Annotated in this window: 23 protein-coding genes; 13 read left to right on the top strand and 10 right to left on the bottom strand. The window is 71.2% G+C overall.

Annotation, left to right across the window (positions count from 1 at the left end):
• Window positions 1-72 precede the first annotated feature (72 nt).
• Both OG904_RS11740 and OG904_RS11735 read left to right on the top strand, forming a co-directional pair.
• Window positions 73-765 (top strand): demethylmenaquinone methyltransferase, encoded by a 693-nt coding sequence (locus OG904_RS11740; protein ID WP_405490024.1) that lies wholly within the window; start codon window positions 73-75, stop codon window positions 763-765.
• A 14-nt stretch (window positions 766-779) separates the two neighbouring features.
• Window positions 780-1,691: a glutaminase gene (locus tag OG904_RS11735; RefSeq protein ID WP_328300233.1), complete on the top strand. Its 912-nt coding sequence runs from the start codon at window positions 780-782 to the stop codon at window positions 1,689-1,691.
• Window positions 1,692-1,898: 207 nt separating this feature from the next.
• Here the strand turns inward: OG904_RS11735 and OG904_RS11730 are convergent, their stop codons facing one another.
• A complete protein-coding gene (locus OG904_RS11730) occupies window positions 1,899-2,468 on the bottom strand; it encodes a GNAT family N-acetyltransferase (RefSeq protein ID WP_405490021.1) in 570 nt (189 codons plus the stop codon).
• A 59-nt stretch (window positions 2,469-2,527) separates the two neighbouring features.
• Between OG904_RS11730 and OG904_RS11725 the strand changes: the two genes are divergently transcribed.
• Window positions 2,528-3,811, top strand: a complete 1,284-nt coding sequence (locus OG904_RS11725) for a geranylgeranyl reductase family protein (protein ID WP_405490019.1) — start codon at window positions 2,528-2,530, stop codon at window positions 3,809-3,811.
• A gap of 60 nt (window positions 3,812-3,871) precedes the next feature.
• Here the strand turns inward: OG904_RS11725 and OG904_RS11720 are convergent, their stop codons facing one another.
• From OG904_RS11720 to OG904_RS11690, 7 genes are all read right to left on the bottom strand, one after another.
• Window positions 3,872-4,321 carry a DNA-binding protein gene (locus OG904_RS11720; protein WP_405490017.1) on the bottom strand — a complete coding sequence of 150 codons (450 nt, stop codon included), beginning with the start codon at window positions 4,319-4,321 and terminating at the stop codon, window positions 3,872-3,874.
• On the bottom strand, window positions 4,315-4,557 hold the full coding sequence (locus OG904_RS11715) for a hypothetical protein (RefSeq protein ID WP_267825440.1): 243 nt from the start codon (window positions 4,555-4,557) through the stop codon (window positions 4,315-4,317). Before OG904_RS11715 ends, OG904_RS11720 begins: the two co-directional genes overlap by 7 nt.
• Before the next feature lie 77 nt (window positions 4,558-4,634).
• Window positions 4,635-4,973: a hypothetical protein gene (locus OG904_RS11710; protein WP_405490015.1), complete on the bottom strand. Its 339-nt coding sequence runs from the start codon at window positions 4,971-4,973 to the stop codon at window positions 4,635-4,637.
• A gap of 42 nt (window positions 4,974-5,015) precedes the next feature.
• Window positions 5,016-6,248 carry an ABC transporter permease gene (locus OG904_RS11705; RefSeq protein ID WP_405490013.1) on the bottom strand — a complete coding sequence of 411 codons (1,233 nt, stop codon included), beginning with the start codon at window positions 6,246-6,248 and terminating at the stop codon, window positions 5,016-5,018.
• Window positions 6,245-6,964, bottom strand: coding sequence for an ABC transporter ATP-binding protein (locus tag OG904_RS11700; protein ID WP_405490011.1), 720 nt, complete (start codon window positions 6,962-6,964; stop codon window positions 6,245-6,247). Before OG904_RS11700 ends, OG904_RS11705 begins: the two co-directional genes overlap by 4 nt.
• On the bottom strand, window positions 6,961-8,772 hold the full coding sequence (locus tag OG904_RS11695) for a peptidoglycan-binding protein (RefSeq protein ID WP_405490009.1): 1,812 nt from the start codon (window positions 8,770-8,772) through the stop codon (window positions 6,961-6,963). The genes OG904_RS11700 and OG904_RS11695 overlap by 4 nt, the downstream gene beginning before the upstream one ends.
• Window positions 8,769-9,038, bottom strand: coding sequence for a hypothetical protein (locus OG904_RS11690; RefSeq protein ID WP_405490007.1), 270 nt, complete (start codon window positions 9,036-9,038; stop codon window positions 8,769-8,771). Before OG904_RS11690 ends, OG904_RS11695 begins: the two co-directional genes overlap by 4 nt.
• Window positions 9,039-9,314: 276 nt before the next feature.
• Here OG904_RS11690 and OG904_RS11685 point away from each other — a divergent pair, with 276 nt between their 5' ends.
• Window positions 9,315-10,298, top strand: coding sequence for a hypothetical protein (locus OG904_RS11685; protein WP_405490005.1), 984 nt, complete (start codon window positions 9,315-9,317; stop codon window positions 10,296-10,298).
• 67 nt (window positions 10,299-10,365) lie between these two features.
• Here OG904_RS11685 and OG904_RS11680 read toward each other — a convergent pair whose 3' ends face one another.
• Complete coding sequence (locus OG904_RS11680; protein ID WP_405490003.1) at window positions 10,366-10,743, bottom strand: hypothetical protein; 378 nt, start codon at window positions 10,741-10,743, stop codon at window positions 10,366-10,368.
• 348 nt (window positions 10,744-11,091) lie between these two features.
• Between OG904_RS11680 and OG904_RS11675 the strand changes: the two genes are divergently transcribed.
• Window positions 11,092-11,505, top strand: a complete 414-nt coding sequence (locus tag OG904_RS11675; RefSeq protein ID WP_405490001.1) for a hypothetical protein — start codon at window positions 11,092-11,094, stop codon at window positions 11,503-11,505.
• A gap of 237 nt (window positions 11,506-11,742) precedes the next feature.
• Here the strand turns inward: OG904_RS11675 and OG904_RS11670 are convergent, their stop codons facing one another.
• Complete coding sequence (locus OG904_RS11670; protein WP_405489999.1) at window positions 11,743-12,597, bottom strand: C40 family peptidase; 855 nt, start codon at window positions 12,595-12,597, stop codon at window positions 11,743-11,745.
• Window positions 12,598-13,440: 843 nt separating this feature from the next.
• On the opposite strand from OG904_RS11670, the gene OG904_RS11665 reads away from it, so the two are divergent.
• The 8 genes from OG904_RS11665 to nuoH are packed head-to-tail and all read left to right on the top strand — an operon-like array spanning window position 13,441 to window position 22,390.
• Window positions 13,441-13,800 (top strand): NADH-quinone oxidoreductase subunit A, encoded by a 360-nt coding sequence (locus tag OG904_RS11665; RefSeq protein WP_030010013.1) that lies wholly within the window; start codon window positions 13,441-13,443, stop codon window positions 13,798-13,800.
• Window positions 13,801-13,814: 14 nt separating this feature from the next.
• On the top strand, window positions 13,815-14,369 hold the full coding sequence (locus tag OG904_RS11660) for an NADH-quinone oxidoreductase subunit B family protein (protein ID WP_328300246.1): 555 nt from the start codon (window positions 13,815-13,817) through the stop codon (window positions 14,367-14,369).
• Complete coding sequence (locus tag OG904_RS11655; RefSeq protein WP_405489997.1) at window positions 14,366-15,106, top strand: NADH-quinone oxidoreductase subunit C; 741 nt, start codon at window positions 14,366-14,368, stop codon at window positions 15,104-15,106. Before OG904_RS11660 ends, OG904_RS11655 begins: the two co-directional genes overlap by 4 nt.
• Window positions 15,106-16,446: an NADH-quinone oxidoreductase subunit D gene (locus OG904_RS11650; RefSeq protein WP_405489995.1), complete on the top strand. Its 1,341-nt coding sequence runs from the start codon at window positions 15,106-15,108 to the stop codon at window positions 16,444-16,446. Before OG904_RS11655 ends, OG904_RS11650 begins: the two co-directional genes overlap by 1 nt.
• Window positions 16,443-17,198 carry an NADH-quinone oxidoreductase subunit NuoE gene (gene nuoE / locus OG904_RS11645; protein WP_405489993.1) on the top strand — a complete coding sequence of 252 codons (756 nt, stop codon included), beginning with the start codon at window positions 16,443-16,445 and terminating at the stop codon, window positions 17,196-17,198. Before OG904_RS11650 ends, nuoE begins: the two co-directional genes overlap by 4 nt.
• Window positions 17,182-18,531: an NADH-quinone oxidoreductase subunit NuoF gene (gene nuoF, locus OG904_RS11640; RefSeq protein ID WP_405489991.1), complete on the top strand. Its 1,350-nt coding sequence runs from the start codon at window positions 17,182-17,184 to the stop codon at window positions 18,529-18,531. The genes nuoE and nuoF overlap by 17 nt, the downstream gene beginning before the upstream one ends.
• On the top strand, window positions 18,528-21,035 hold the full coding sequence (locus tag OG904_RS11635) for an NADH-quinone oxidoreductase subunit G (protein WP_405489989.1): 2,508 nt from the start codon (window positions 18,528-18,530) through the stop codon (window positions 21,033-21,035). The genes nuoF and OG904_RS11635 overlap by 4 nt, the downstream gene beginning before the upstream one ends.
• Window positions 21,032-22,390 (top strand): NADH-quinone oxidoreductase subunit NuoH, encoded by a 1,359-nt coding sequence (gene nuoH, locus OG904_RS11630; RefSeq protein ID WP_405489987.1) that lies wholly within the window; start codon window positions 21,032-21,034, stop codon window positions 22,388-22,390. Before OG904_RS11635 ends, nuoH begins: the two co-directional genes overlap by 4 nt.
• Window positions 22,391-22,393: the final 3 nt, after the last annotated feature.

Below are 22,393 nucleotides of genomic sequence, written 5' to 3'. Positions count from 1 at the left end.
GCCGGACCGTCCGCCCGCCCGTCCGGCCGGCGGTCCGCAGCACCCGTACCCGTACCCGAGGGGCCAAAGCCAGTGACCACCGCTTCCCTGGACAAGCAGCCGCACGAAGTCGCCTCCATGTTCGACGGCGTGGCGGCGAACTACGACCTCACCAACGACGTCCTCTCCCTCGGGCAGGCCCGCCTGTGGCGCAAGGAGGTCGCCAAGGCGGTCGCAGCGCGCCCCGGGCAGCTGGTCCTCGACCTCGCCGCCGGCACGGCCACCTCCTCGCTGCCCTTCGCCGCGACCGGCGCGTACGTCGTGCCCTGCGACTTCTCCCTCGGCATGCTCCGCGAGGGCAAGAAGCGCAACCCCTGGCTCCCGCTGACGGCGGGCGACGCGACCCGGCTCCCCTTCAAGGACGGCGTCTTCGACACCGTCACCATCTCCTTCGGCCTGCGCAACGTCCAGGACACCGACGCCGCCCTGCGCGAGCTGTACCGCGTCACGAAGCCCGGCGGCCAGGTCGTGATCTGCGAGTTCTCGCAGCCCACCTGGGCGCCCTTCCGGACCGTGTACACCGAGTACCTGATGCGCGCGATGCCGCCGGTGGCCCGGGCGGTCTCCTCCAACCCCGACGCCTACGTGTACCTCGCCGACTCCATCCGCGCCTGGCCCGACCAGCCGGCGCTGGCCGCGCTGCTCCAGAAGGCCGGCTGGGGCCAGGTCGCCTGGCGCAACCTGAGCGGCGGCATCGTGGCCCTGCACCGCGGCGTCAAGCGGTAGGGAGGGGACCGGCGATGGACTACCAAGCGCTGCTGGAACAGGTCGCCACCGACATCGCCCCGCTGGTGGGCAGCGGTACCACCGCCGAGTACATCCCGGCGCTGGCCTCCGTCGACCCCCGGCAGTTCGGGATGGCCATCGCCGACGTCGACGGCAACGTGTTCGGGGTGGGGGACTGGCGCACGCCGTTCTCCGCCCAGTCCATCACCAAGGTCTTCGCGCTGGCCCTCGCGCTGGCCGAGGGCGGTGACAGCCTGTGGGAGCGGGTGGGCCGGGAGCCCTCCGGCAACCCGTTCAACTCCCTCGTGCAGCTGGAGTACGAGAACGGCATCCCGCGCAACCCCTTCATCAACGCGGGCGCGCTCGTCGTCACCGACCGGCTCCAGACGCTGACGGGCGACGCGAGCAGCGAACTGCTGCGGTTCCTCCGGGAGGAGAGCCAGAACCCGGACGTCGCCTTCGACGCGGAGGTCGCCGCCTCGGAGCAGGAGCACGGGGACCGCAACGCGGCCGTGGCCCACTTCATGGCCTCGTACGGGAACATAGACAACCCGGTGCCGACGCTGCTGGACCACTACTTCTGGCAGTGCTCGATCGAGATGTCCTGCGCCGACCTGGCCCGGGCCGGCCGCTTCCTGGCCCGCCACGGGCTGCGCGCGGACGGATCCCGGCTGCTCACGCGGAGCGAGGCGAAGCAGATCAACGCGGTGATGCTCACGTGCGGGACGTACGACGCGGCGGGGGAGTTCGCCTACCGGGTCGGGCTGCCGGGCAAGAGCGGGGTGGGCGGGGGGATCGTGGCGGTGGTGCCGGGGGCGTGCACGCTGGCCGCGTGGAGCCCCGGCCTGGATCCCCAGGGGAACTCGGTCGCGGCCGTAGCGGCCCTGGACCGGTTCACGACCCTGACGGGGCTGTCGGTCTTCTGACGGGCTCTGCCCTGCGGGGCGGAGTTCCCCTACCCGCCCTTCGCCCGTTCCCTGGGCTCCGCCCAGACCCCTGCCGCGTGCGGCGCCGTTGCCGGGGGCCAGCCCCCGGACCCCCGCTCCTCGAACGCCGGAGGGGCTGGATTTCCGCCGGCGTTCGAGGAGCGGGGGTCCGGGGCGGAGCCCCAGGGGGCCCCGCTCCACGGCTGGCTACCCCTGCGTGAGCGTCAGATCGTAGCGTCGGCCGTGGCGGGTGCCGCCGGGCAGGAGGAACCGCTCCGTCAGCGTCATGCCCAACCGCTCCGCCACCGCGATCGACCGCGCGTTGGCGTCGTCGATCATCGCGACGACCTGTGGAACGCCCGCCTCCCGTACGCGCTCAACGCTGGCCAGCGCAGCGGCGTACGCGTACCCCTTCCCCCAAGCGGAGCGACCGAGTCGCCACCCGATCTCGATCTCCCCCACCGGCCCCCACGCCTTCTCCGCCGGCCACGGCTGCGCCCCCGTGAAGCCGAGCACCCCGCCCCCGCCGTCCGTCAGCGTCCACAGGCAGAACCCGAGCCGCGCGTCGTGCAGCCGCTGCCGCGCGGTGAGTTCCTCATAGGCGGAGAGCTCGGCCGGTCCGCCGAGGAACTCCATGACGTCGGGGTCGTCGAAGACCCGGTACCAGGCGTGCGCGTCCTCGTCCGTGGGCACACGGAGCTGGACGGCGGGGAGCGGCCGGGTCGGCGAGGTGGTCACAGTGGGCAGCCCTTCGGATCGTGATCTCTCTCGCTGCATAGACTGCACATGTCTTGTGCCGTTGGGCACCCCTTATCGAGCCTTCGGGAGACCCCGCCGTGACCGAGCCCCTCTCCGAGCACTCCGCGGATGTGATCGTCGTCGGGGCCGGGCCCGCCGGCTCGACCACCGCCTACTACCTGGCCAAGGCGGGACTCGACGTCCTGCTCCTGGAGAAGACGGCGTTCCCGCGCGAGAAGGTCTGCGGCGACGGCCTGACCCCGCGCGCCACCAAGCAGCTGGTGTCGATGGGCATCGACATCTCCGAAGAGGCCGGCTGGCTGCGCAACAAGGGCCTGCGGATCATCGGCGGCGGCCAGCGGCTCCAGCTGGACTGGCCGGAGCTGGCCTCCTTCCCCGACTACGGACTCGTCCGCAAGCGCGACGACTTCGACGAGACCCTGGCCCGCCAGGCGCAGAAGGCCGGCGCCCGCCTGTACGAGCGCTGCAACGTCGGCGAACCCGTCCGCGACCCCCGCACCGGCCACATCACCGGGGTGACGGCCAAGCTCGGCGAGGAGAAGACCCCGGTCACCTTCAGCGCCCCGCTGGTGGTCGCGGCCGACGGCAACTCCTCGCGCCTCTCCCTGGCGATGGGCCTGCACCGCCGCGACGACCGCCCGATGGGCGTGGCCGTGCGCACGTACTTCACCTCGCCCCGCCACGACGACGACTACCTGGAGTCCTGGCTGGAGCTCTGGGACCGGCGCGGCACCGAGGACCGGCTGCTGCCCGGCTACGGCTGGATCTTCGGCATGGGCGACGGCACCTCCAACGTCGGCCTCGGCATCCTCAACTCCTCCTCCGCCTTCAAGGAGCTGGACTGGCGCGAAGTCCTCAAGGCCTGGTGCGCGTCCATGCCGGAGGACTGGGGCTACACCCCCGAGAACATGACGCAGCCCATCCGCGGCGCGGCCCTGCCGATGGCCTTCAACCGCCAGCCGCACTACACCAAGGGCCTGCTGCTCGTCGGTGACGCGGGCGGTCTCGTCAACCCGTTCAACGGCGAGGGCATCGCCTATGCGATGGAGTCCGGCCAGATCGCCGCGGACGTCATCGTCCAGGCGCACTCCCGCGCCACCCCCGCACTGCGCGAACTGACCCTGCACAGCTACCCGAAGGTCCTCAAGGAGACCTACGGCGGCTACTACACCCTGGGCCGCGCGTTCGTGAAGCTCATCGGCAACCCCAAGGTCATGAAGATCGCCACCCAGCGCGGCCTGAGCCACCCGGTGCTGATGAAGTTCACCCTGAAGATGCTCGCCAACCTGACCGACCCGACGGGCGGCGACGCGATGGACCGCGTCATCAACGGCCTCTCGAAGGTGGCGCCCCGCGCTTGACCGGTCAAGGCCGGGCCGCTCGTCGGGTAGTCGAGCGGCTCGGCTCGTGACACCTGGCCGTCACACGTTGACGATCTTCACCTTCGGTGAGCCGGGAAGTTCCTCGGCGGCCTTGCACAGCGCCGGGATGTGCGACTTGTCAGAAGTGACGAGTAGGACCGGGGGGGTGCAGAGTGCGGCCGTGGCCACCACGAGTGCGTCCACGAGGCATTCGTGCCCGTCGAGGCCCGAGGCGTCCAGCAGCTTCGCTGCGGCGTCCGTCACCGCGTCGTTGACCGGTTTCACGTCGAACCGGGACAGTAGGAACTGGAGTCGCTTGGCGGCTTCTCCTGTCCGGCGCACCTCCAAGGGCGTCAGCGCGGACAGCGCCACGCGTCGGCCGCTCTGCTGAGCGACTTCGATACGCGCACGCATCCCCTCGTCACCGTCGACGTGCAGTGAAAGTCCTTGGGTGTCCAGGACGAGCGTGCCCTCGCTCTTTGCCTTGATCTTGAGGCGCTTGCTTACCACTCCTGCTCCGCCTGCCGCCGTGCTTCAGCGGAGACGGGGCCGAACGCCTTGCGGTCAGCGGTCACGACCTCGCGGAGCTTCTGTGCGGCGAGCCATTCCTCCAGCGCCTCGGCCACGACGGAGGAGAACCCGCTCTTGCCGGTGCGTTCCTCGACTTCCTTGATCAGTGACTGGGCGAGCGACACGGATCTCTTGCCGGCCCGCTCGGCGGCCTGGGGCGCTACGTGGCTGCTCATATCTAAAACGTAGCACCGCTGGTAGGAAATTTCCCGTCCGATGGTTACCTCAGTGGAACCAAGGTGGCCCCGAAGGCCTAGGAAGTGGCTCCGCCGGGGTGGGCCGGTGGGGTGAGGGGGGTGTCGCGCGAGGCCTCGTACGGTGTTTCGTACGGGGCTTCGTGCGAGCGGTGGACCGTGCGGATGCAGCGGGTCAGCAGGACCAGACCGCAGATCATCAGAGCCCCCGAAGCCGTCCAGTCGAGGGCGAGGGTCAGCGGGGAGTTGGGCTTCTGCCACGGGCGGGCGGTGGTCAGCAGCCAGCCCCCGAGGGACAGGAGGCCGAGCCCGGCGGCGGCCGGGACGGCGGTGGGTTCGCCGGGCGGACGGGTGCCGGCGCCGGGGCCGGGGGCTTCGTCGGATGGCCTGGTGTTCACGGAACACCACCTCCTGGGGTGACTCGGGCGTGCTCGCCCGGGCTATCTTCGCAGGGCTTCGGCCGGTTCGACACGGGCTGCCCGCCAAGCGGGATGGAGCCCCGCGAGCAGACCGGTCAGCAGCCCCGCGAGCGGAGCGGCGGCGACCGTCAGCGGATGGATCACCGGCGTCCAGTGGCGCGCCAGGGACACGGCGACCACGGTGAGTTCGCCGAGCGAGGTGCCCACGAGGCCGCCCAGCGCGCCCAGTGCCGCGGACTCGGTGAGGAACTGGGCCGACACGTGCCGCCCCCGGGCGCCGAGCGCGCGGCGCAGCCCGATCTCACCGGTGCGCTCCAGGACGGCGACGAGCGTGGTGTTGGCGATCCCGACCGCGCCGATGACCAGGCAGATCCCGGCGAGCAGCAGGAACAGCGCGCTCAGGTCGGAGGTGACGCCGGAGCGCAGCAGCCGCGGGTCGGGCGGTGGTACGGCCTTGAGGTACTCGGGGTGGTCGGGGCGCAGCGCCAGCGGGGCGAGCTCGGCGACCTGGCGGGCGGCGCCGAGCTCGGTGGCGATCAGCATGGACGCGGTGCCGGGCGAGGGCTGCCCCCACAGCTCCTCGGCGGTGGCCCGGGGCACGAGCACCGACAGCAGGTTCTCCGGCTTGCGCCGCACGTCGGAGATGATCCCCGCGACGGTGAAGGCCTCCTGGCCGATGTAGAGCGCGGGCCGGGTGGCCAGGGTGGTGATGCCGAGGCGGTCCGCGAGCCCGCCGCCGATGACCACCACGCGCTGCCGGCTCCGCTCGGAGAACTCGTCGTAGAGACGGCCCTCCCGGAGGGTGGGCACGAGGGCGGCCACGGCCCCGGGGGAGGCGGCGACGACGGACGTGCCGGTGGTGGACGCGCCGCCGGTGGAGCCGCCGCCCGACGGCAGGGAGCCCAGGGTGGTGCGCGAGTCCAGCCGTACCGTCCACAGCACCCCGGCGTGCTCGATGCCGGCGACGGCGCGCAGCCGCTGCTCGGCATCGGCGGTGAACACGGGTCCGGCGAACTCGCTCTGCTGGCCGGCCACGTCCTCGACGGTCACCTCGGTGGCCGTCAGGACGTTGAACCGGCCGTCGATCTGCGAGGAGATGGTGGCGGTGAGGCCCAGCACGGCCACGAAGCTGCCGACCCCCAGGACGGTGCCCAGGGCGGTGAGCACGGCCCGGCCGGGGCGGCGCAGCATGCCGGCGACGGCCTCGGCGAGCGCGTCGCGTACGGAGAGCCGGGTCGGCCGGACGGTGCTCACGTACGCAGCCGCCCGTCGCGGATGGTGACGGTCCGGGCGCCGCGCCGGGCCACCCCGGGGTCGTGGGTGATGACGAGGACGGTCATCCCGGAGCCGTGCAGTTCGTCGAGCAGCCCCAGTACGGAGGCGGCGTTGGCGGAGTCGAGGTTGCCGGTGGGCTCGTCGCACAGCAGGAGCGAGGGGCGTCCGACGAGGGCGCGGGCGATGGCCACGCGCTGGCGTTCGCCGCCGGACAGCCGCCCGGGCACGGCGCCGGCCCGGTGCCCGAGACCGACCTGCTCCAGCGCCTCGCGGGCCCGTACGAGGCGCTGCGCGCGCGGTGTTCCGGTGTAGAGCATGGCGAGGGTGATGTTCTCCAGGGCGGACCGGTGGGGCAGCAGGTGGAAGGACTGGAAGACGAAGCCGATCCGGCGGCCGCGCAGGGCGGTGCGTTCCCGGTCGGGGAGCGCGGAGGTGTCGATCCCGTCGAGGAGGTAGCGGCCGCTGGTGGGGGAGTCGAGCAGTCCGGCGACGTTGAGGAAGGTGGACTTCCCGGAGCCGGACGGGCCGACGATGGTGATGAACTCGCCGCGCCGGACGGTCAGCCCGCACGGGTGCAGGGCTTCGACGGGCGGTGGCCCGGGATAGGTGAGGCCGACCCCGCGGAACTCGATCACGGGGGTGCCGGGCTCCGGCTCCCCGTTCTCCCGGGCACGGCGCGGCCGGGGGAACCTCATGTGCCGGTCCCCTTGCGGGCGGCGCCGATGACGACCTTGGTGCCGACCGCGAGGGCGTCGGCCCGGACCGGGGTCACGGCCACGTAGCCGTCGCCGCTGGTGCCGGTGCGGACCGGGATGCGCCGCTGAGTGCCGTCGGCGGAGACCGCCGTGACGAGGGTCTGGCCGTCGGGGCTCGCGGAGACGGCGGTGACCGGGACCACGAGGGCCTCGCCGTCGGTGGCGGCGGACTCGATGGTCAGCCGGACGTCCTGCCCGGCGAAGGCGGCGGGCAGCGGCTGGTCGGCGCGGACCAGCATCCGGTAGCCGGGATCGGCGGCGCCGGCCCCGCCGGCCTTGCCGGGGGCGCCGCCCTGGCCGCCCTGACCTCCTTGGCCGCCCTGGCCGTTCTGCTCGGACTGCCGGCCGGTGGACCGCTCGGTGGCCACCAGGGCCACCTTGCCCCGGGCGTCGGTGCCCGCCACCTCGGAGGAGACCACCACGGTCATGCCCGCGCGCAGCAGCTGCTTCTTGTCCTCCTTGAGGTAGGCCTCGACGACCAGTTCCCCGGCGGACAGCGTGAGCACCGACCCGGAGACGGGGCCGCCGACACGGCCGCCGACGGAACTGACCCTGGCCGGGAAGGAGCCGAGGAACACGGTCTCGGAGGCGGGCAGCATCGGCCCGTCGGCGGCCTCCGCCGCCGTCAGCCCGGCCCGGGCGTCGGCGAGTGCCTGGCGGGCGCGCGCGAGGACCCGGGCCGAGTCGCCGGAGCGACCCGGCGCACCCGTTCCGCCGTCGGCGCCGTCGGTGCCCTTCCCGCCGCCTGACGTACCCGTTGCGCCCGGGGAGGCGGAGGGGCCGGGGGTGGCGGCCGGCCCGGCCCCGGCCCCGCCCCCGGTCCTGGCGGCGGCCCTGGCCCCGGCTTCGGCGTCCTCCACGGCCCACTCGGCGGACCGTACGGTCTCCCGCGCGGCCTTGAGCACCTGCGCACCGCCCGCCACCGCGGGCAGCGGGTCGTAGCCGATGGCCTTGTAACGCGCGGCGAGGGCACTCTTCGTACCGGACCCGAACACGCCCTTCGGGTCACCGCCGGTGCCGTGCCCGAGTTCCCGCAGCGCCTGCTGCAACTGCGCCACGTCGTCGCCGGTGGCCCCGGGCTTCAGGTCGCGGTAGACGGGCAGGGTCCCCCTGAGGGGGAACACGGGCCGCCCGGACACCTCCGCGAGCAGCTGCCCGGCCGTGACCGAGTCCCCCGCCCGCAGGGGCAGTTTGGTCACCACGGGCGGGCCCGCGCCCTCACCGGAGCGGGGCTGCGGGGCCACCTCGACGCTCTGGTCGGCGACCACGGTCCCGCGCATCACCACCTTCTGCGCGAGCACCCGCCGCTCGACCGCCGCGGTCAGCGCCCCCTGCGCGGGCGGCCCGGTCTCGGCGGCCACCTGCGCGGGCGACTTCACCAGGGTGGTGGCCAGCAACCCCCCGACGGCCATGAGCGCGGCCCCGGCGACGACCCCGATCACCACGCGCCGCCCGCGCGCGAGACCGCTGGAGTACCGCGCGCCGTCGTCACCGTCCTGCCCGCGGCCGATCACCTCCGCGACGTCCGCATCTGCCGCGACGTCCGGGTCCGCGACGTCCGGGTCCGTGACGCCCGCGTCCGTGACGCCCGCGTCCGCGACGCCCGCGTCCGTGACGCCCGCGTCCGTGACGCCCGCGTCCGCGACGCCCGCGTCCGCGACGCCCGCGTCCGCGACGCCCGCGTCCGGCAGGCCCGCATCCGCCGCACCCGCACCCGTATCCGCCACGACGTCCCGCAGCCCACTCACCCGCCGAGGGCGGTGTCGCCGTTGGAGCCCCGCTCGGGCCTGCTTCTCTTCGCGGCCTCGTCGTCCTTCTCCACACGGGGCACGCCGCAATCGGTGTGGGCAATGGCCACCCCGTTGTCCCCGAAGCCGTCGTAGTGGGCGATTTCCTCCTCGGTGTGCGGGAGGCTGCCGCTCACCTTGGGCGCGCCGCCGCCGGAGCACGCGCCGAGCGCGAGCGCGAACGCGGGCGCCACGACCACGGGTATGAAGGGCACATGCTTAGGCATAGAGGGTGCTTCCCTCGATATGGGATGGATGCGGGCGCCGCGGAGACGAGATGACGTGCGAACGCGCCTGGCGATCCTAGAGAGTGTTTTGCCGGGTCACAACCCAAGTCTCAGCACGCCTACTTGACTGTTCGGAGGCCGAGAATGCGGCTTGTCCGGGCATGGTGAATCGGCTTGAATCTGGAGCGGTTCGAGTTCCGTCTCCGCCGCCGACAATGACGGCCCGAATCCGAACGGCAACAACCGGAATTGCCCCGCATCCCGAAGGAATCACCGATGTCTCCCTCCCCGTACCACCAGGCCCTGGCGACCGCCCTGCTGGCGGCGACGGCCGTACTGCTGGCGGGCTGCTCGGACGGCGGCGGGAACGGCGGCGGGAACGGGAAGGGCGGCGCCGAGCCCGCCCTCGGGCCCGTCGCGACGAACCCCGCCACCTCGTCCATCTCCCTCCCGATGGACGCGTACACGGACTCGGACGCCGAGGTCCGCAAGATGGACGCGGTACAGGCCAGGCTGACCGAGCAGTGCATGGCGCGGTACGGGTTCACCTACGAGGCACCGGCGAAGCGGCCCGCGGCGGGCGGCGCAGCGGAAGGCGACCGGCACCGGGACCTGTTCGGCGAGGCGGACCCCGAGCACGCGGCGGCCTACGGCTACGACGGCGACTCCGGGGTGCCGCGTCCCCCGAAGCCGGCTCCGCCGCAGCTCAGCGAGAGCGCGTCGGCCGTGCTGTTCGGTACCCGGCCGGGGGAGAGCGCACCGGCCGGCCCGGATCCGCTGAGTCAGGAAGAGGCCGACGAGGCGGACAGCGGGGTCGAGATCGGCGGGCAGAAGGTGCCGGCCGGCGGCTGCCTGCGGGAGGGGTACCGCAAGCTGTACGCGCCCGCCAAGGGCAGCGTCGACCTGCTCTTCTCCTTCGGCCTGGCCTCCCAGGCGCACAGCCGCGCCCAGGAGGACTCCCGGGTGGTCGCGGCTCTGCGGGGCTGGTCCGACTGCATGGGCAAGGGCGGTTACGGGGGAGTGGCCACTCCGTACGAGGTGATCGAGAAGCTGGGCCTGGAGGAGGACAAGGGCGGCGCCAAGGCGATCGCGGTCGCCACCCAGGACGTGACGTGCAAGCGCGAGGTGAACCTCGTCGGGATCTGGGCGGCCGCCGAGGCGGCCTACCAGCAGCAGCTGGTCGAGGAGCACGCCGAGACCCTCGCCCAGTACAAGAAGCAGCGCGACGCGCGCTTCAAGCTCGCGGCCTCACTGGTCTGACCGCTCGGGTCACCCACCGCCCCGGCCCCCGGCTCAGCACTCTGGACCTGGCCCCCCGGCCCCCGGTTCACTGCCCCTGCGGCCGGGGCGAGCACGCCCGGATCGCGTCGCGGTGGTCCCGTCTGAGCGTCTGCCACTGCTCGGCGGTGCCGCCGGGCTCCTGGTACAGCACCTCGCCCGTGACCGGATCCGGGTCCGGGTACCAGGAGACGCCGTGCTCCCGCATGCACGCGGACGCCCGGCGCGCGGCGGCGAGTTCCTCGGTGGTCGCCCGCACGGGGGCCCGTGAGGGTTCGAGCGGTGCGCACGCCTTCTGCGCCTCCCCGAACACCGGATTCTCCTTGTCCTCCACGTGGGGTGCGCCGTCGTCCCCGTAACCGAGCGTCAATCCGTGCTGTTCCATGCACTTGTAGAACGGAATGTCCGCCGCGGCCAGGGAGGACATCGCCGTGGGGCCGGCGGTAAGCCCGGGTGTGGCCCTCCCGTTGGGCTTCCCCTCGGCTTTTCCGCTCCCTCCGCATCCGGTCAGTGGGATGCACATGAGGAGTAAAGCGGATATTTCGCGTACACGCACGAGGTGGTTTCCCTTGCGGCCGGCGGAATGGATGGGCGCGGCCCCGTGGGGGAGGGGCGGAGCGCGCCGGAGATGCTAGGCGGGCTCGGGGAAACCCGGCAAGGACGCTACGGGCCAAGGTGGTTGTGGCCTGATCAGCTGAGAAGTAGCTTGTCCGGAAGTGTCCCGGAAGGTTTAATCCCGGCCGGAATCAATTCCCTGGAGATGGAGGAATCCGCAATGTCCAAGCCCCTTCGCAGTCTCGTCGCCGGCTGCGCCACCGCGGTATCGGTGGGTGCATTTCTCCTGGTGACGGCCGGATCTGCGGCTGCCAACACGGAGCGGGACGGTTATCTGGAAACCAGCGAGTTCGGCCTTTACTACAACTCCAACAGCGGTGGCTGTGTCTTCGACCTGATGTCTTCGGACTGGAACTTCTACAACGACCTCTTCAAGGGGCCGGAGGGTTGTGCCGGCATGAACCGGGTGACGAACGACGACACCGCGTCCTACCGGAACCGGGACACGTACACCTGGAAGGTCGGTACCGACCCGAACCTCGGCGGGTACGTCGGATCGCTTCCCCCCGGCTACGTCGGCAACGCCAGCGCCAACTTCAAGAACCGGATCACGTCGGCGACGTTCCTCGACTGACGGCGCGCTCGCGGGGAGCCAGCGGGGAGCCCGGGCCGAGCCCCCGAGGGCTCCCGGACGGCTCCAGGAGGGCCCTCAGGGGCCCCAGGGAGCCCCCTGGACGACAGAAAGGCCGGTACTCCACCCCCGAGCGGGGGAGTACCGGCCTTTCGCGCGTCACCGAGAGCGGCTCGGGACGACGGGGACGCATCCGTGACGGACGGTCCGATCCGGTCTGGGGAAGGACCGGAGGGTGGATCAGAGGACGCGGACGGCGCCCGTCGGCTTGTCGTAGCTCAGGGAGCGCTCGACGATGCCGGTGCTGGAGTTCTGCGCGCCGACGAACTTGCCGCCGCCGACGTAGATGGCGACGTGGTACGCGCTGCCCCTGGAGCCCCAGTACAGGATGTCGCCCGGCTGGAGGGCGCTCAGGGAGACCGAGGTGCCGGCCGAGGACTGCGCCTGGGAGACGCGCGGCAGGGAGATGCCGGCCTGGCGGTACGCGGCCTGGACGAGGCCCGAGCAGTCGAACGAGGACGGGCCGGTGCCGCCGGAGACGTACGCCTTGCCGACCTGCGCGCGGGCGAAGTTCACGATGGCGGCGGCGGAGCCGGTCGCCGGGGCGGTGACGGTGCCCGAACCCTGCGAGGAGCCGGTGGAGGAGGAGCCCCCGGAGGAGGACTTGCCTTCGAGCGTGGTGCGGGAGGAGCTGCGGTTGGCGCGCTCGGCCTCGGCCTTGCGGTCCGCCTCCTGCTTCGACTTCTGCTCGGCGTCGGCCTTCTGCTGGGCGTCGGCCTTGGCCTGCTTCGCCTCGGCGGCGGCGCCCGTGCGGGCGGTCTCCTCCAGGGCGTTGACCTCGCCGTCGACGGCGGCGGCACGGGTGTTCTCCGCGGCCTTGGCCACGGCCGAGGTGACCTCGGCACTCAGGTCCAGGTTGAGGACCGGCATCTCGAGAGTGGTCTCGGGCGCCGTCTCGGAGGACGGGGTGGCACTCGCCGTGCCGGCCATGGCCAGGGTGCTGAGGACGCCACCGGCAACTCCGGCGCGGACCGCGAGCTTCGAGGCGCTGCGGCGGGGCTTCCGGTGGCTGGGTATGTGAGCGGTGAGGGACATGGGTACAACCGCTATCAGGGGGTTGCGGTTCCCTTCAAGAAACGTGGTCTGCGCCACAGTTGCGCGCGAACCGGGCGAACCGGGCGCGTCGAAACCCTTATTGACGCCGTAACGGGCAAATCAGGCGTCCGCTCACAAGGCTGTGATCATGGGTTTTCCGCAATAAGTCCGAATTGATCCACGGCCTACCATCCACCCCGACAGATGGCCAAGCCCCCTTTCGTCGCCGCGAATCCGGAGTGGCGCAGGTCACAGAGCAGTCACGCCATGCGGACGCCGTGGCCGTCCTGTGACCCGACCGTGAGCTCACCGCCGGGTTGCCGAACGGCTGCCGCCGGGTCGGCGAACGGTCGCCGCCGGGTCCGCGCCCCGCCGCGGGCGTCGGCCCGCCCCCGCGGAGGCCCCCCGTCGCGGCACCTCGCGTCCCGGCCCCGCCCCGACTTAGTGAACGGATGCACGCGTCCACTCCCGTACGCGCGCCGTCCCCCGGGCGGGGGACGGCGATCCCTTTATCATCACGCGCACCAAGCTAGCCAATTTGCGTGCAGTAGCCACGATTTGATAGTGCAACAGGCCCTCCACCTGCGGCTGAAGGGTCGGATGTCACCTTTGGTGATCATGTGGATGCTTCGCGTATGAAGATCACCACTCATCGGACTTCATGATCGTTCGTCAGGTGGTGGAGATCACAAACTCGTTGTTGTAACCCGTGTCGCAGATCACAGACGGGCAGGCATAAGATGCGCACCAGTCCGGCTTGTGAACTGCCTCACATGCGAGGCGGGGCGCATGGCGCCGGCACAGCGGTCCAACGGTCAAGGACGACTGGAAGGAGCGAGGAGCGTGAATGCGTACGCGCCCATCCTCGTGCTCGGCGCCCTCGGCGCAGGGTTTGCGATCTTCTCCGTGGTCATGGCCACGCTGATCGGCCCAAAACGGTACAACCGGGCAAAACTTGAAGCGTACGAGTGCGGCATCGAGCCCACTCCCATGCCGGCCGGCGGCGGCCGCTTCCCCATCAAGTACTACCTGACGGCGATGCTCTTCATCGTCTTCGACATCGAGGTTGTCTTCCTCTACCCCTGGGCGGTCACCTTCGACTCGCTGGGGATCTTCGGGCTCGTCGAGATGCTCCTCTTCGTGCTCACCGTCTTCGTCGCCTACGCCTACGTATGGCGCCGCGGCGGCCTGGAATGGGACTGAGGGGCTGAATTTCCATGGGACTGGAAGAGAAGCTGCCGAGCGGCTTTCTGCTGACCACCGTCGAACAGGCCGCGGGGTGGGTGCGCAAGGCGTCCGTCTTCCCCGCGACCTTCGGCCTGGCCTGCTGCGCCATCGAGATGATGACCACCGGAGCGGGCCGGTACGACCTGGCCCGCTTCGGCATGGAGGTCTTCCGCGGATCCCCGCGCCAGGCCGACCTGATGATCGTCGCGGGCCGGGTCAGCCAGAAGATGGCGCCGGTGCTGCGGCAGGTGTACGACCAGATGCCCGCTCCCAAGTGGGTCATTTCTATGGGTGTTTGTGCGTCTTCGGGCGGAATGTTCAACAACTACGCGATCGTCCAGGGCGTTGACCACATCGTCCCGGTGGACATCTACCTGCCGGGCTGCCCGCCCCGCCCCGAGATGCTGCTCGACGCGATCCTCAAGCTCCACCAGAAGATCCAGGGATCGAAGCTCGGCGTGAACCGGGAAGAGGCGGCCCGCGAGGCGGAGGAGGCGGCCCTCAAGGCGCTCCCCACCATTGAGATGAAGGGGCTCCTGCGGTGAGCGAGGACCCGGCCGTGGAGAACGGCCCCCACGCCAGCGATGGCAATAACGTGCCCGCGCCCCGCGGCGCGGCCGGCCCCGAGGTGATCGGCGTCCGCAAGGGCATGTTCGGTGCCGCCGGCGGCGGCGACACCAGCGGCTACGGCGGCCTCGTGCGCACCGTGGCCCTGCCCGGCGCGAGCGCCCGCCCGTACGGCTCGTACTTCGACGAGGTCGTCGACGAGCTGGAGGGGGCGCTGGAGGAGCAGGACCTGCTTCCGGAGAACGCGATCGAGAAGGTCGTCGTCGACCGGGCGGAGCTGACCCTCCACATCGCCCGCGAGCACCTCCTGCGCGTCGCGAGGACCCTGCGCGACGACCCGGCCCTGCGCTTCGAACTGTGCACGGGGGTCAGCGGGGTGCACTTCCCCGACGACAAGGGCCGCGAGCTGCACGCGGTCTACCACCTGCGCTCGCTCACCCACGGCCGGATCCTGCGGCTGGAGGTGTCCGCCCCGGACGCCGACCCGCACGTCCCCTCGGTCGTCTCGGTCTACCCGACCAACGACTGGCACGAGCGCGAGACGTACGACTTCTTCGGCCTGGTCTTCGACGGGCACCCGGCCCTCACCCGGATCATGATGCCGGACGACTGGCAGGGCTTCCCGCAGCGCAAGGACTACCCGCTCGGCGGCATCGCCATCGAGTACAAGGGCGCCCAGATCCCGGCTCCTGACCAGCGGAGGTCGTACAGCTGATGTCCCCAACCTCGAATCACGCAGAAAACCACGCCTCCGCACGCGAGACCACCGAGGGCACCGTCTACACCGTCACCGGCGGCGACTGGGACGAGGTCGTCCAGTCCGCGGCCCGCGCGGACGACGAGCGCATCATCGTCAACATGGGCCCCCAGCACCCTTCCACCCACGGGGTGCTCCGCCTGATCCTGGAGATCGACGGCGAGACGGTCACCGAGGCCCGCTGCGGCATCGGCTACCTCCACACCGGCATCGAGAAGAACCTCGAATTCCGGAACTGGACGCAGGGCACCACCTTCGTCACGCGCATGGACTACCTGACGCCGTTCTTCAACGAGACGGCGTACTGCCTGGGCGTGGAGAAGCTGCTCGGCATCACCGACCAGATCCCGGACCGCGCCACCGCCATCCGCGTCCTGCTGATGGAGCTCAACCGGCTCTCCTCCCACCTGGTGTGCATCGCCACCGGCGGCATGGAGCTGGGCGCGACCACGATCATGATCTACGGGTTCCGCGACCGCGAGCTGATCCTCGACGTCTTCGAGCTGATCACCGGACTGCGCATGAACCACGCGTTCATCCGCCCCGGCGGCCTCGCGCAGGACCTGCCCCCGGGCGCGGTCGACCAGCTCCGCGAGTTCGTGAAGACCATGAAGAAGAACCTGCCGGAGTACGACAAGCTCGCCACCGGCAACCCCATCTTCAAGGCCCGCATGCAGGACGTCGGCTACCTCGACCTCACCGGCTGCATGGCGCTCGGCGCCACCGGCCCGGTCCTGCGCTCCGCCGGCCTGCCGCACGACCTGCGCAAGTCGGACCCGTACTGCGGCTACGAGAACTACGAGTTCGACGTACCGACCACCGAGTCCTGCGACTCCTACGGGCGCTTCCTGATCCGCCTGGAGGAGATGCGCCAGTCGCTGCGGATCGTCGAGCAGTGCCTGGACCGGCTGGCACCGGGACCGGTCATGGTCGCCGACAAGAAGATCGCCTGGCCGGCGCAGCTCGCCATGGGCCCCGACGGGCTCGGCAACTCCCTCGACCACATCAAGCAGATCATGGGCACCTCCATGGAGTCCCTCATCCACCACTTCAAGCTGGTGACCGAGGGCTTCCGGGTACCGGCCGGCCAGGCGTACGCGGCCGTCGAGTCCCCCAAGGGAGAACTCGGCGTCCACGTGGTCTCCGACGGCGGGACCCGCCCCTACCGGGTCCACTTCCGCGACCCGTCCTTCACCAACCTGCAGGCCATGGCGGCGATGTGCGAGGGCGGCCAGGTCGCCGACGTCATCGTGGCCGTCGCCTCCATCGACCCCGTGATGGGAGGCGTCGACCGATGACCGACATCTCGCTGGGAATGCCCCAGCTGCCCGCCCCCGACTACCCGGCCGAGGTGCGCGAGCGGCTGGCGGCCGACGCCGCCGAGGTCATCGCCCGCTACCCCGACAGCCGCTCGGCGCTGCTCCCGCTGCTGCACCTGACGCAGTCGCAGGAGGGCTACGTCTCGCGCACCGGCATCCGGTTCTGCGCCGACGTGCTGGGCCTGACGACGGCCGAGGTCACGGCGGTGGCGACCTTCTACACGATGTACCGGCGCAAGCCCTCGGGCGACTACCAGGTCGGGGTCTGCACGAACACCCTGTGCGCGGTCATGGGCGGCGACGCCATCTTCGACGAGCTCAAGGAGCACCTCGGGGTCGGCAACAACGAGACCACCCCCGACGGCAAGGTCACCCTCGAGCACATCGAGTGCAACGCGGCCTGCGACTACGCCCCCGTGGTGATGGTCAACTGGGAGTTCTTCGACAACCAGACCCCCGAGTCCGCCAAGGCCATGGTGGACGACCTGCTGGCCGGCCGCCCCGTCGCACCGACCCGGGGCGCCCCGCTCTGTACGTACAAGGACACCGCGCGGATCCTGGCCGGCTTCCCGGACGAGCGCGAGGGCGCGGTCGAGGCGAGCGGCGGCGCCGGACACGCGTCCCTGATCGGCCTGCGCATCGCGCGCGGAGAGTCCCCGCAGCTCGGCAAGGTCGTGCACCAGCGTGCCGAGGCCACTACCGAGGAGGGGAGTGATGACGGTGACCGCTGAGACGCATGAGAACGGCACCAGCCCGGAGAAGCTGCTGGCGCCCGTGCTGTCGGCGTTCTGGGACGAGCCGAACTCGTGGACGCTGGAGACCTACCGGCGTCACGAGGGCTACGAGGGCCTGCGCAAGGCCCTGGCCATGACCCCGGACGACCTCATCGCCTACGTGAAGGACTCGGGCCTGCGCGGCCGCGGTGGCGCGGGCTTCCCCACCGGAATGAAGTGGCAGTTCATCCCGCAGGGCGACGGAAAGCCGCACTACCTCGTCGTGAACGCGGACGAGTCGGAGCCGGGAACCTGCAAGGACATCCCCCTCCTCTTCGCCAATCCGCACTCCCTCATCGAGGGAATGATCATTGCCTGTTACGCGATCCGGTCGGAGCACGCCTTCATCTACCTGCGCGGCGAGACCGTGCCGGTACTGCGGCGCCTGCACGAGGCGGTGCGCGAGGCGTACGAGGCCGGCTACCTCGGGGAAGACATCCTCGGGAGCGGGCTGAAGCTCGACATCACGGTGCACGCGGGAGCGGGCGCGTACATCTGCGGCGAGGAAACGGCCCTCCTGGACTCCCTCGAAGGCCGACGCGGTCAGCCCCGGCTGCGTCCTCCCTTCCCTGCCGTCGAGGGGCTCTACGCGTGCCCCACTGTCGTCAACAACGTCGAATCCATCGCCTCGGTTCCCGCGATCCTGAACAAGGGCAAGGACTGGTTCAAGTCGATGGGGACCGAGAAGTCCCCCGGTTTCACGCTGTACTCGCTGTCGGGCCACGTGGTCGGCCCCGGCCAGTACGAGGCCCCGCTCGGCATCACCCTGCGCCAGCTGCTCGACATGAGCGGCGGCATGCGGCCCGGGCACCGGCTGAAGTTCTGGACCCCCGGCGGCTCCTCCACCCCCATGTTCACCGAGGAGCACCTCGACGTCCCGCTGGACTACGAGGGAGTCGGCGCCGCCGGATCCATGCTCGGCACCAAGGCCCTGCAGTGCTTCGACGAGACGACCTGCGTGGTGCGGGCGGTGACCCGCTGGACCGAGTTCTACGCCCACGAGTCCTGCGGCAAGTGCACCCCGTGCCGCGAAGGCACGTACTGGCTGGTCCAGCTGCTGCGCGACATCGAAGCGGGCAAGGGCGTCATGTCCGACCTCGACAAGCTGAACGACATCGCCGACAACATCAACGGCAAGTCGTTCTGCGCGCTCGGTGACGGTGCGGCCAGCCCCATCTTCTCCTCGCTCAAGTACTTCCGCGCGGAGTACGAGCAGCACATCACGGGCAAGGGCTGCCCCTTCGACCCCAAGAAGTCGACCCTCTGGGCCGACACGGAGGTGACCGCATGACCGTGACCACCACAGCGGCCTCCGGCGGCGGGGAAGCGGCGGTTCCCCCGGTGGACCAGATCTCCCTGACCATCGACGGCATCGAACTGTCGGTCCCCAAGGGAACCCTGGTCATCCGGGCCGCCGAACAGCTCGGCATCGAGATCCCCCGGTTCTGCGACCACCCCCTCCTCTCCCCGGCCGGCGCCTGCCGCCAGTGCATCGTCGAGGTCGAGGGCCAGCGCAAGCCGATGGCCTCCTGCACCATCACCTGCACCGACGGCATGGTCGTCAAGACCCAGCTGACCTCCGAGGTCGCGGACAAGGCCCAGCGCGGGGTGATGGAGCTGCTGCTCATCAACCACCCGCTGGACTGCCCGGTCTGCGACAAGGGCGGCGAGTGCCCCCTGCAGAACCAGGCCATGTCCCACGGAAACGCCGAATCGCGTTTCGAGGGCAGGAAGCGCACCTACGAGAAGCCGGTACCGATCTCCACGCAGGTGCTCCTGGACCGCGAGCGGTGCGTGCTGTGCGCGCGCTGCACCCGCTTCTCCAACGAGATCGCCGGCGACCCGATGATCGAACTGCTCGAACGCGGCGCGCTCCAGCAGGTCGGCACCGGCGAGGGCGACCCCTTCGAGTCGTACTTCTCCGGCAACACCATCCAGATCTGCCCGGTCGGCGCCCTCACCTCGGCCGCCTACCGGTTCCGCTCCCGCCCCTTCGACCTCGTCTCCTCCCCGAGCGTGTGCGAGCACTGCGCGGGCGGCTGCGCGACCCGGACCGACCACCGCCGCGGCAAGGTGCTGCGCCGGATGGCCGCGGAGGACCCCGAGGTCAACGAGGAGTGGATCTGCGACAAGGGCCGCTTCGGGTTCCGCTACGCGCAGCGCCCCGACCGGCTCACCACCCCGCTGGTGCGCGGCGGCGACGGGATCCTCGCCCCGGCCAGCTGGCCCGAGGCACTCGAGGCCGCCGCCAGGGGACTGGCCGCCGCGCGCGGCCGGGCCGGAGTGCTGACCGGCGGCCGCCTCACCGTCGAGGACGCCTACGCGTACGCCAAGTTCGCCCGGGTCGTGCTCGACACCAACGACATCGACTTCCGGGCCCGGGTGCACAGCGCCGAGGAGGCCGAGTTCCTGGCCGCCTCCGTCGCCGGCACCGGCAAGGACCTCGACGGCAGCGGAGTCACCAACGCCTCGCTGGAGGCGGCCCCGGCCGTGCTCCTCGTCGGCATCGAGGCCGAGGAGGAGGCCCCCGGGGTCTTCCTGCGGCTGCGCAAGGCCCACCGCAAGCACAAGCAGCGGACCTTCGCCCTCGCCCCGTTCGCCACGCGCGGCCTGGAGAAGGCGGGCGGCACCCTGCTGGCCGCCGCCCCCGGCACCGAGCCCGAGTGGCTGAACGCCCTCGCCTCGCAGACGGGCCTGGAGGACGGCGGCCACGCCGCCGCCGAAGCGCTGCGCCTGCCCGGCGCGGTCATCGTCGTGGGGGAGCGCCTCGCGGGCGTCCCCGGCGCGCTGACCGCGGCCGTACGGGCGGCCGCCGCGACCGGCGCCCACCTGGTGTGGATCCCGCGCCGGGCCGGGGAGCGGGCCGCCGTCGAGGCGGGCGCGCTGCCGTCCCTGCTGCCGGGCGGCCGCCCGGCCACCGACCCGCGCGCCCGCGACGAGGTCGCCGCCGCGTGGGGCCTGGAGGAGCTCCCGCACCGCTACGGGCGCGACACCGGCCAGATCGTCGAGGCCGCCGCCACCCGGGAACTCTCCGCCCTGCTGGTCGCGGGCGTCGAGCTCACCGACCTGCCGGACCCGGCCCGCGCCCGGGTCGCGCTCCAGGAGGCCTTCGTGGTCTCGCTGGAACTGCGGCCCAGCGAGGTCACCGACCACGCGGACGTGGTCTTCCCGGTCGCCGCCGCCGCCGAGAAGCCGGGCGCGTTCATCAACTGGGAGGGCAGGGTCCGGCCGTTCGAGGCCGCGCTCAAGCCCGAGCAGATGACCCGCCGGCTCGCCCCCGCCGACTCCCGCGTGCTGCACATGCTGGCCGACGCCGCCGACCGGCCCGTCGCGCTGGCCGACGTACACGCGGTGCGCCGCGAGATCGACCGGCTCGGCCAGTGGGCCGGGGAGCGCGCCGCCGAACAGTCCGCGGACACCGCGCCGCTGCCCCGGCCGGGCGCGGGAGAGGCGGTCCTCGCGGGCCACCGGCTCCTCCTCGACCAGGGCCTCCTGCAGGACGGCGACGAGGCCCTGGCCGGTACCCGGCACGAGGCCAGCGCCCGCCTGTCGGCCGCCACGGCCGCCGAGACCGGCGTCAAGAACGGCGACGTCCTCGCGGTGACCGGCCCGGCCGGCTCCGTGGAACTGCCGCTGCGCATCACCGAGATGCCCGACCGGGTGGTCTGGCTCCCGATGAACTCCACCGGCTCCGGGGTCCTCGCCGACACCGGAGCCCGACCGGGGGCCCTGGTCCGCATCGGCCCGGCCACCCCCGCCGACACCAGCGACTCCCCTGCGGAGGTGGGCGCGTGAACACCGTTCAGATCGCCGCCGAAGACCTCTCCCTGTTCGGCAGGGACGTCTGGTGGCTCGTCGTCGTCAAGGCGGTGTTCTGCTTCGCCTTCCTGATGGTGACCGTGCTCTTCTCCATCGTGTGGGAGCGCAAGGTCGTCGCCTGGATGCAGCTGCGCATCGGCCCGAACCGGCACGGCCCCTGGGGCATGCTCCAGTCGCTCGCCGACGGCGTGAAGCTCATGCTGAAGGAAGACCTGATCGTCAAGCGGGCCGACAAGGTCGTCTTCGTCCTGGCCCCGATCATCGCGGCGATCCCGGCTTTCATGGCCATCGCGGTGATCCCCTTCGGCCCCTCGGGCAACGAGGTCTCCATCTTCGGCCAGCGCACCACGATGCAGCTGACCGACCTGCCGATCGCGATGCTCTACATCCTCGCGGTGGCCTCGGTCGGCATCTACGGCATCGTGCTGGCCGGCTGGTCCTCGGGTTCCACGTACCCGCTCCTCGGCGGCCTGCGCTCCTGCGCGCAGATGATCTCGTACGAGATCGCGATGGGCGCGGCCTTCGCCTCGGTCTTCCTCTACTCCGGGTCGATGTCGACCTCGAAGATCGTGGAGGCGCAGGCGGACCGCTGGTACATCATCCTGCTCCCGGTCTCCTTCATCATCTACGTCATCACGATGGTCGGCGAGACGAACCGCGCCCCCTTCGACATGCCGGAGTCCGAGGGCGACCTGGTCGGCGGCTTCAACACCGAGTACTCCTCCATCAAGTTCGCGCTGTTCATGCTGGCCGAGTACGTCAACATGGTCACCGTCTCGGCGGTCTCGGTCACCCTCTTCCTGGGCGGCTGGCGGGCCCCGGCGCCGATCTCCACGTACTGGGAGGGCGCCAACCACGGCTGGTGGCCGATGCTCTGGTTCGTGATCAAGGTCCAGCTGCTGCTGTTCTTCTTCATCTGGCTGCGCGGCACGCTCCCGCGCGTGCGCTACGACCAGCTGATGAAGCTCGGCTGGAAGGTGCTGATCCCGGTCTCCGTGGTGTGGCTGATGCTGGTCGCCACCGTCCGGGCGCTGCGCAACGAGAACTACGACTTCCAGGAGATCGTGCTCTACGTCGGCGGCGGGGTCATCGCGATCCTGCTGCTGTCCTTCGTCGCGGACCTCTTCCGCGACAAGAAGGAGAAGGCGGCCCTCGCGGACGCCGAACACGCCGCCTCCGAGCAGCCCTTCGACCCGCTGGCGGGCGGATTCCCCGTACCGCCCAAGCCCGGCCAGCACCTGGCACCCGTACCGCGCAGGCGGCCCCGCAGTGAGCAGGAGCTCATTGTCAGTGGTGCGGCGAATACTGACAGTGACCGAGAGGAGGCTTGAGAG

The organism is Streptomyces sp. NBC_00096, from assembly GCF_045041305.1.
In the GTDB taxonomy this organism is placed as follows: domain Bacteria; phylum Actinomycetota; class Actinomycetes; order Streptomycetales; family Streptomycetaceae; genus Streptomyces.
Note: the sequence above shows the minus strand (reverse complement) of the source record. Positions and strands in the feature narration are given on the sequence as shown.

Bases quoted from the DNA above. Each gene is read 5' to 3' on its own strand.
- OG904_RS11730 (WP_405490021.1), bottom strand. From the start codon at position 2,468: ATGCAGCGAGAGAGATCACGATCCGAAGGGCTGCCCACTGTGACCACC.
- OG904_RS11685 (WP_405490005.1), top strand. From the start codon at position 9,315: ATGTCTCCCTCCCCGTACCACCAGGCCCTGGCGACCGCCCTGCTGGCG.
- OG904_RS11670 (WP_405489999.1), bottom strand. From the start codon at position 12,597: ATGTCCCTCACCGCTCACATACCCAGCCACCGGAAGCCCCGCCGCAGC.
- nuoF (WP_405489991.1), top strand. From the start codon at position 17,182: ATGACGGTGACCGCTGAGACGCATGAGAACGGCACCAGCCCGGAGAAG.
- OG904_RS11660 (WP_328300246.1), top strand. From the start codon at position 13,815: ATGGGACTGGAAGAGAAGCTGCCGAGCGGCTTTCTGCTGACCACCGTC.
- OG904_RS11680 (WP_405490003.1), bottom strand. From the start codon at position 10,743: ATGTCCTCCCTGGCCGCGGCGGACATTCCGTTCTACAAGTGCATGGAA.
- OG904_RS11650 (WP_405489995.1), top strand. From the start codon at position 15,106: ATGTCCCCAACCTCGAATCACGCAGAAAACCACGCCTCCGCACGCGAG.
- OG904_RS11690 (WP_405490007.1), bottom strand. From the start codon at position 9,038: ATGCCTAAGCATGTGCCCTTCATACCCGTGGTCGTGGCGCCCGCGTTC.
- nuoE (WP_405489993.1), top strand. From the start codon at position 16,443: ATGACCGACATCTCGCTGGGAATGCCCCAGCTGCCCGCCCCCGACTAC.
- OG904_RS11735 (WP_328300233.1), top strand. From the start codon at position 780: ATGGACTACCAAGCGCTGCTGGAACAGGTCGCCACCGACATCGCCCCG.
- OG904_RS11675 (WP_405490001.1), top strand. From the start codon at position 11,092: ATGTCCAAGCCCCTTCGCAGTCTCGTCGCCGGCTGCGCCACCGCGGTA.
- OG904_RS11635 (WP_405489989.1), top strand. From the start codon at position 18,528: ATGACCGTGACCACCACAGCGGCCTCCGGCGGCGGGGAAGCGGCGGTT.
- OG904_RS11700 (WP_405490011.1), bottom strand. From the start codon at position 6,964: ATGAGGTTCCCCCGGCCGCGCCGTGCCCGGGAGAACGGGGAGCCGGAG.
- OG904_RS11715 (WP_267825440.1), bottom strand. From the start codon at position 4,557: ATGAGCAGCCACGTAGCGCCCCAGGCCGCCGAGCGGGCCGGCAAGAGA.